A 6,306-nucleotide genomic window follows, 5' to 3' on the forward strand; every position below is an offset into this window, starting at 1 on the left:
GCCGCCGACGCGGCCCGCGCCCGGCCCACGACCGGTGTGCGCACCGTCCGCTCGGAGGGCGGTACGACGAGCGTGACCTGTTCGCGGTACACGCCGCGCAGTTCGGCGGCCAGCCGGTGCGCGAGTCCGTCGTCGCCGCACACCACCATGTGCGCCGCCGTGTCACTTCCCGGTGCCTGATTCGGAACGCCCGCCACGAGGGAGAAGACTGCACCACGGGGACGGGTGGTTCCACGGCGGGGTACGGGCCACCCGAACGTCCCCGTGGGGCACAGGCGTTGGGGCGCACGGCCGCACCCTGGCGGGTTGTGGGCCGGAGCACTACCCTGCCGATGGATCTGACGATCCGTCAGATATGGTCCGGCGCCTGGGGACACCGGCAGGCACCGGCAGGCAGCGGCGCAGCAGCCAGGAGGTAGGCGTGGCCAGTACCGAGAGCGGCACGAGGGACCTGCCCAGGGTCATCAGCGTGGACGATCACGTGATCGAGCCCGCGCACCTCTTCGAGACGTGGCTCCCGGCGCGGTACCGGGACCGCGGCCCCAGGCCCCTGACCGCCGGCATCGGCGAACTCGCCTACGTCGGGGGGAAGTACCGGTTCACCACGGACCCGCAGGGCCAGCTCACCGACTGGTGGGAGTACGAGGGGGACCTGTTCCCGTACAAGCGCATCATCGCGGCCGTCGGCTTCTCCCGCGACGAGATGACCCTGGAGGGCATCACGCGCGAGCAGATGCGGCGCGGCTGCTGGGACCCCGCGGCCCGGCTGGCGGACATGGACCTCAACCACGTCGAGGCGTCGCTCTGCTTCCCCACCTTCCCGCGCTTCTGCGGCCAGACCTTCGCCGAGGCCGAGGACAAGGAGGTCGGCCTGGCCTGCGTGCGCGCCTACAACGACTGGATGGTGGAGGAGTGGTGCGGCGACAGCGGCGGCCGGCTGATCCCGCTCTGCCTGATCCCGCTGTGGGACATCGGCCTCGCGGTCGCCGAGATCCACCGCAACGCCGCCCGCGGGGTGCGTGCGGTGACGTTCAGCGAGATCCCGACCCACCTCGGGCTGCCGTCCATCCACACCGGCTACTGGGACCCCTTCTTCGCGGCCTGCGAGGAGACCGGCACGGTCGTCAACATGCACATCGGCTCCTCCTCGCAGATGCCGGCCGCGTCCCCCGACGCCCCGCCGGCCGTGCAGGCGTCGCTGAGCTTCAACAACGCCATGGCGTCGATGATGGACTTCCTCTTCTCCGGGGTCCTGGTGCGCTTCCCCCGGCTGAAACTCGCCTACAGCGAGGGCCAGATGGGCTGGATCCCGTACGCGCTGGAGCGCGCGGACGACGTGTGGGAGGAGCACCGGGCCTGGGGCGGGGTGCGCGACCTGATCCCGGAACCGCCGTCGACGTACTACTACCGGCAGATCTTCTGCTGCTTCTTCCGGGACAAGCACGGCATCGAGGCGATCGAGACGGTCGGCGTCGACAACGCGACCTTCGAGACGGACTACCCGCACGTCGACTCCACCTGGCCGGAGACCAGGCGGGTGGCCGAGGAGCACGTCGGCGGGCTCTCCGAGGAGGTCGCCTACAAACTGCTGCGCGGCAACGCCATCCGGATGCTCGAACTCCCCTTTGACCGCGAGGATTAGCCGGGCCCCCCGGCGGGGCAGTCCCCTCGTGACAGTCCCTGGCGGACGTGCCGACGACGGGAGCGCGGATGAAGGTCTCCATCGATCCGGGCCTGTGCTACGGCTCGGCCGAGTGCGCCCACCGGGTGCCCGGTGTCTTCGACTTCGTGGACGAGTACGGCGTGGTGCGCGCCGGCCGCGAGGACAGCGGGGACGACCCGCTGGTCCGGGAGGCGGCCGAGCGCTGCCCGTCGCAGGCGATCACGCTCACCGGGCGGCCGGGTGCGGCCCGGCCCGCCACCGGCGGTCACGGGGCGGCCGGCGGCGGGTAGTGCCAGCCGAACGAGCCGAGCGCCCGCGCCCTGGCCCGCACCACCGCGGTCCGCGCGGCCCGCTCGGCCGGATCGACGTGCGCGGCCTGGCCCGTGGCCTGCCCCTCCCACTTGCGGTAGAGCAGGCCCGTCTCGGCCGAGAACCAGCCCCGGCTCACGGAGTCGAGCGCGAGCAGCAGCCCGGTGTCCTCCGACGCGGGCAGCGCCATCCAGCCGCCGAGGGCGAGCAGCAGGTCCCGGCGGACGCACAGGGTGGCCGGGTGGACGGGGAGGCGGCAGCCGTTCGCCGACCAGTGGGCCAGCACGGCCCCCCGCTCCAGCGGTCCCTCGCCGGGGTCGTCGGGGAAGCCCGCGGTGCTGCCGTCCGGCAGCAGGTCCAGCACCCGGGACGTGGTCCAGCCGACGGCCGGGTGTGCCTCCAGGACGGCCAGGTCGCGGGCGAGCGCCCCGGCGGTGAGCCGGTCGTCGGCGTCCAGGATCTTGGCGTAGGCGCCCTCGGTGTGCGCGAGCGCGACCGTGCGGGCCACCCCGGGCCCGCCGGGGCGGCCCTGACGGAACGTCACGCGGGGGTCGTCGGGGACATGGGGGCGGACGGCGTCGGTGCACCCGTCCTCCTGGATCACCCAGTGCCACTCCCAGCCGGCCGGCAACTCCTGCGCGCACAGCGACGCGTGGGCCTCGGGCAGGAACCGGGCCGAGGGTCCGTGCACGGCGGTGACGACGACGACGCGCCCGGACACGGCGGCACTCATCCCCTTTCCGCGGGCGCCCGGACGCGCGCGGGCGGCGCGGGCGGTGGACATACGAAGGCCCGACCGCTGGCGACGGGGGATGCACCAGCGATCGGGCTGCGCCCACAGTAACAAGGCTGAATGCCTCGTGGGAGCCGCCTGATCGGCTGCGGTGTCGGGTTGTGATCGGGATCACGGTAACCGCTGTCCGCGGGGCCTGCGGCGTACCGTTTGCGTCCCCGTTCCGTCACGGAGCGCACCGGCCGGGCCCGTTGGGCCGGTGCCCGCCGTCCACGCCGTCCGACACCCCGTCAACTACCGCACGGCGGACGGTAGGAGAGCCTCGGCAGATACTCCTGCCAGCGCTCCCGGGTGAGGACCCCGCGCGTGGTGGCGCACACCCGGCGGATCGCCTGCCCGACGTCCAGGTTCCACAGCCGCACCGTGTCGGTGCCGCTGGAGACGCCCAGCATGCGGCTCGTCGGGCTGAACGAGAGGAAGTTGCCGGTACGGGCGTTGGGGCTCATCGCCTGCCCGATCGCCGAGGCGTCCCAGGGGTCGGACACGTCCCACAGCCGGACCGTGTTGTCGTTGCCGCCGCTGGCCAGGGTGCGCCCGTCCGCGTCGAACGTCAGCGAGACGACCGACTCGGTGTGCCCGGTGAGCGGTCCGCCCGTGGAGCGCGCCGGGCCGTCGCCCACGCTCCACAGCCGTACGGTGTCGTCGTCGCCGCCGCTCGCCAGCGTGCGCCCGTCGGGGCTGTAGGCAAGGGAGTTGACCGGCCCGGTGTGCCCGGTCAGCGGCTTGCCGCGCAGCACGGGGCGGCGCGGGTCCCGCACGTTCCACAGCCGGATCGTGGCGTCCGCGCTGCCGCTGGCCAGCGTGCGGCCGTCGCGGCTGAACGCCAGGGAGTTGATGTACCCGGAGTGCCCCGTGACCGGCGCGCCCAGCGCGACGACGCGCGCGGGGTCGGCGAGGTCCCAGAGCCGGATCGTGCGGTCGTCGTAGGCGGTGGCCAGGGTGCGCCCGTCCGGGCTGAACGCGAGCGCGTCGGGGCCCATGAACCGGGTGCGCAGCGGCAGGGGCGGGCCGAGGGAGACCGGACGGGCCGGGTCGCGCACGTCCCACAGATGCACCGCGCTGCTCCCGGTGAGCACCGCGAGGGTGCGCCCGTCCGGCGAGAACAGCAGGGAGCGCTGGCCGCCGTCACCGGGCATGAACGGCTTGTTCAGCAGCCGGGGCCGGGCGGGCCGCGCCACGTCCCACAGCCGTACGCTGCCGTCGCGCGCGGCGGTGGCGAGGACCCGGCCGTCCGGCCGGAAGGCCCCGCTGCGGCCGATCATGTCCGAGGTGGGCACCGACCACAGCCGCACCTTGCTGTCCCCGCTGCCGGTGGCGAGCGTGCGCCCGTCCGGGCTGAACCCGAGCGCGTACATCTCCCCGCTGCCGCCCGACAGGGGCTCGCCGACCTGGGAGGGTTCCCGGGGATCGCTGACGTTCCACAGGCTCGCGGTGCTGTCCGCGCTGGCGGCGGCGAGCATGGTCCCGGCCGGGTTGAAGGCCACCGACCAGACGGGGCCGGTGTGCCCGGTCAGCGGGGCGCCCAGCTGCCGGCCGCGGCGCGGGTCGCTGACGTCCCACAGCCGGATCGTGTCGTCGGCGCCGCCGCTGGCGAGGGTGCGCCCGTCCGGGCTGAAGGCCACCGAGTGCACCAGGTCGGTGTGCCCGGTCAGCAGGCCCAGCGGCTCGGGCCGGCCGCGCGCGGACACGTCCCACAGCCGGATCGTGTCGTCGTCGCCCCCGGCGGCCAGCGTGCGCCCGTCCGGGCTGAACGCCACCGACCGCACGGCCGCCTCGGGACCGGTCAGGGTGGTGAGCGCTTTCGGCCGCCGCGGATCGGACACGTCCCACAGCCGTACGGTGCGGTCCTCGCCGACGGAGGCCAGCGTGCGGCCGTCCGGGCTGAACGCGACCAGGTAGATGGTGCCCTTGTGCCCGGTCAGGGGCGCGGCGAGCGGCCGCGGCCGGCGCGGGTCGGCGACGTCCCACAGCCGGATCGTGCCGTCGTCGGCCGCGCTGGCCAGGGTGGTGCCGCCGGGGCTGAAGACGGCGCTGCTCACCCAACTGCTGTGGCCGGTCAGGGGTGTGCCCAGGGGGCGCGGCCGGCCCGGGTCCGACAGGTCCCACAGCCGGACCGTCCGGTCGTAGCCGGCGGTCGCCAGGAGCCGGCCGTCCGGGCTGAAGCTCGTGAGGTAGACGGCGCCGGTGTGCCCGCGCAGGGGCGTGGCCAGCGGGGCGTTCACGATCGAGATCAGCCGGCTGGCGGTGCCCTCGTCGCCGGGGCGCAGCCGCCGGGCCACGAGGCCGAGCTGGGCGGAGAGCGAGGGGTCGGAGTACTGGAAGCGGTCCGCCTCCGCGAGCACCTGGGCGAACACGGCGTCGTCGCGCTGCTGCCAGGCGAGCACCGCCGCGCCGCCCGCCACCAGGGCCAGCGCCATCAGCATCGCCACCGCGCCGCGCATGATCCACACCGTGCGCCTGCGCAGCCGGACCGAGGCGGCGAGGAACTCCACCGCCGCCCGGGTCAGGAAGGTGTCGCCGGCCGACCGCGCCCAGCCGTGCGCCTGCTCCAGGCGCGAGCCCCGGTACAGCAGCGAGGAGTCCCGCTCGGCGTCCTCCCAGGCCCGGCCGTCCTCCTCCAGGCGCTGGCGCACCAGATGGTCCTGCCGGTCCTCGTCGATCCACTCCCGCAGCCGCGGCCACGCGTGCAGCAGGGCCTCGTGCGTGATCTCCACCGTCTCGGCGTCCAGCGTCACCAGCCGCGCCCGCACCAGCGCCTCCAGCGACTCCTCCGTCTTGCCGGGGTCCACCGACTCCGCCGCCAGCTGGCGGCGCGTGCCGCGCCGGCGGGTCGCCTGGGTGTCCTCGCCGAGCCGGACCAGCCGCAGCAGCAGCAGCCGGGCGGCGGTGCGGGCCGCCGGGTCCAGTCCGGACCAGGCGCGCTCGGCGGTGGCCGCGACCGCCCCCTGGATGCCGCCGGCCGCGCGGTAGCCGGCCAGGGTCAGACGCCCCGCCTTGCGCCGCTGCCAGGTGGCCAGCAGCGCGTGCGACAGCAGGGGCAGCACCCCCGCGTCGTGCGTGCCGCGCGGGCCGTCCGCGCTCACCTCGCGCACGATCAGCTCGGCGAGGCCCGGCTCCAGCTCCAGCCCCACCGCCTTGGCCGGGCCGGTCACCGCCTCGCGCAGCTCCGGGCTGGTCAGCGGCCCCAGCACCATGTGCCGGTGCTGTAGGGCGTCGGCCAGTTCCGGGTGGGCCAGGCACTGCTCGTAGAAGTCGGCGCGGATGCCGAGGACGACCAGGACGGGGACCGGGCCGCCGGGCCCGTCCGGGGTGCAGGCGGCCTGGAGGAGCCGGACGAACGCGCGGCGGTCCGCCTCGTCGGCGCAGAGGGTGAAGGTCTCCTCGAACTGGTCCACGATCAGCACCGCAGGAGCGGGCGGGCCGCCCGGCTCGCCCTCCCCGGCGGCGCCTTCCCCGGCGGCGCTCTCCCGGCGGGCCCAGGCCAGCACGGCGGCCCGGACGTCCCGCGCGACGTCCGCGCGGAGCGCGCGGGCCCCGGCGT

Annotated in this window: 4 protein-coding genes; 2 read left to right on the forward strand and 2 right to left on the reverse strand. The window is 75.2% G+C overall.

Annotated features, from left to right (window positions below; genetic code table 11):
- The first annotated feature begins 421 nt into the window (after positions 1-421).
- Both SZN_RS34490 and SZN_RS34495 read left to right on the forward strand, forming a co-directional pair.
- On the forward strand, positions 422-1,642 hold the full coding sequence (locus SZN_RS34490; protein ID WP_007504405.1) for an amidohydrolase family protein: 1,221 nt from the start codon (positions 422-424) through the stop codon (positions 1,640-1,642).
- Between the two features lie 68 nt (positions 1,643-1,710).
- Positions 1,711-1,953: a ferredoxin gene (locus SZN_RS34495; protein WP_007504407.1), complete on the forward strand. Its 243-nt coding sequence runs from the start codon at positions 1,711-1,713 to the stop codon at positions 1,951-1,953.
- Here SZN_RS34495 and SZN_RS34500 read toward each other — a convergent pair.
- Together SZN_RS34500 and SZN_RS34505 are read right to left on the reverse strand one after the other, a co-directional pair.
- Entirely contained in the window at positions 1,929-2,705 is a 777-nt protein-coding gene (locus tag SZN_RS34500; RefSeq protein ID WP_007504409.1) for a glycosyltransferase family 2 protein, read from the reverse strand. The two genes, SZN_RS34495 and SZN_RS34500, sit on opposite strands and share 25 nt — an antisense overlap.
- Positions 2,706-2,995: 290 nt before the next feature.
- Positions 2,996-6,306: WD40 repeat domain-containing protein (locus SZN_RS34505; RefSeq protein WP_007504411.1), on the reverse strand; the 3,311-nt coding region annotated here is incomplete at its 5' end.

The organism is Streptomyces zinciresistens K42 (genome assembly GCF_000225525.1).
In the GTDB taxonomy this organism is placed as follows: Bacteria; Actinomycetota; Actinomycetes; order Streptomycetales; family Streptomycetaceae; genus Streptomyces; species Streptomyces zinciresistens.